Source organism: Methylobacterium nigriterrae (genome assembly GCF_037106235.1).
In the GTDB taxonomy this organism is placed as follows: domain Bacteria; phylum Pseudomonadota; class Alphaproteobacteria; order Rhizobiales; family Beijerinckiaceae; genus Methylobacterium; species Methylobacterium nigriterrae.
This window is the reverse complement of record NZ_JBAWTG010000371.1, coordinates 1-1,334: the sequence shown is the minus strand read 5'-3', so window position 1 is coordinate 1,334 and position 1,334 is coordinate 1. Positions and strand designations below refer to the sequence as shown.

At 61.4% G+C, this 1,334-nt stretch carries 2 protein-coding genes; one reads left to right on the top strand and one right to left on the bottom strand.

All coding sequences use genetic code 11. The features are described from left to right. Window positions 1-161 precede the first annotated feature (161 nt). Window positions 162-476 (bottom strand): hypothetical protein, encoded by a 315-nt coding sequence (locus tag WDW90_RS37165; RefSeq protein WP_336492732.1) that lies wholly within the window; start codon window positions 474-476, stop codon window positions 162-164. A gap of 79 nt (window positions 477-555) precedes the next feature. Here WDW90_RS37165 and WDW90_RS37160 point away from each other — a divergent pair, with 79 nt between their 5' ends. Continuing rightward, the gene (locus WDW90_RS37160) at window positions 556-1,101 is read left to right on the top strand and encodes a DUF1003 domain-containing protein (protein ID WP_336492731.1); all 546 of its coding nucleotides are present in this window, start codon (window positions 556-558) and stop codon (window positions 1,099-1,101) included. Window positions 1,102-1,334: the final 233 nt, after the last annotated feature.

The following is a 1,334-nucleotide window of genomic DNA, read 5'->3' as shown; positions in this document are numbered from 1 at the left end:
CAGCCCGACCTCATCCATGGGGGCGATCGGGTAGAGAACGCCCACTTGGTCATAAGCGGCTTCGCCTGTCGTTATTGGGTTCCAGCGAACGGCAAACATCGGATCTTGGCCCCCGGACGACGCTCGTCGTGTCTTAGAAACGCGCAGCTGAGTGCGAAACTTCAGCCTCCCTGCGCGCACGTGTGCCAAGCGCGATCGTCCTCGGCGATCTTCTCGGCGTCCGCGGGAGTGGCTGGCCCTATGACAAGCTCGTCGGCGCCCGAGGCAAAGTGCCGGTGGCGCACCACATCCAGAATGACGCTGCCCTGCACCGGACGCTCACGGTCAACGGGATGGGTATCGGCCACCGCCGCATCCGGAGGTAGCCGGAGCGTGATGCGGAGCGGCTGCCCGCGCGAATAGATAGCCGCCCGGTCGATGTCGGCCCGGTACCGTTCAGCGAAGCTGGTGGACATGCCTTGGAAGCGAACGCGCATCAGTCAACCTTCATAGTCCTTCGTCCAAGCTAGGGATACACTGTACCCCCTTTGGTCTCAGTCGCAGGGGAGGGCTGTCATGGACGACGAGGTCACTCGCCTCGCCCGGCAGCTGCTGGATAGTGGCCTGACGCACCTTTCTGCGCGCGACCAGCGAGTCATCCTCCACGTTGCCAGGCGTTTGCACATCGCCCGAGATGTCAACAATATTCTCGCCGAGCAGCAGACATTCGGCGAGCGCCTTGCCGATCGAGTTGCTCAATTTGGCGGATCCTGGACCTTCATCGCGATTTTCACGGCCATGCTCATGGTGTGGACCATTGTGAATACGGTCGTCTTGGCACGCTTCGGCGGAGGCTTCGATCCTTATCCTTACATCTTCCTCAACCTGATCCTTTCGATGGTCGCTGCGCTACAGGCGCCCGTGATCCTGATGGCGCAGAACCGGCAAGCGGCCCGTGATAGGTTGGCCGCAAGCCTGGACTACGAAGTCAACCTCAAGGCCGAGGTTGAGATCATGGCCCTTCATGACAAGCTTGACCGCATTCGCGTCGAGCATCTCGAAGGCATGCTGCGTAGCCTGACGGACCGAGTGGAGGAGTTACGACCCAAACCATCGGGTTGAGCCCGATGGCGTCCCGGCAGGAAAGCTGCGCGAGGCCGACCGACAGGCAGCTTCACTCGGCGCCGTGCCTCCTCGCGATCTGACGTGCGTGCAGGCAGTCCCGATGCGGCATCTAGCATCCTCTGCAGACCCCCATCATCGTCCTCCTCATTTTATTATCCCACGCACGATCACGAGCGCTGGCCTCATTCCGCACCTTTTTGAACGCGGCATCGCTCTGGCTTTTCTGCGCT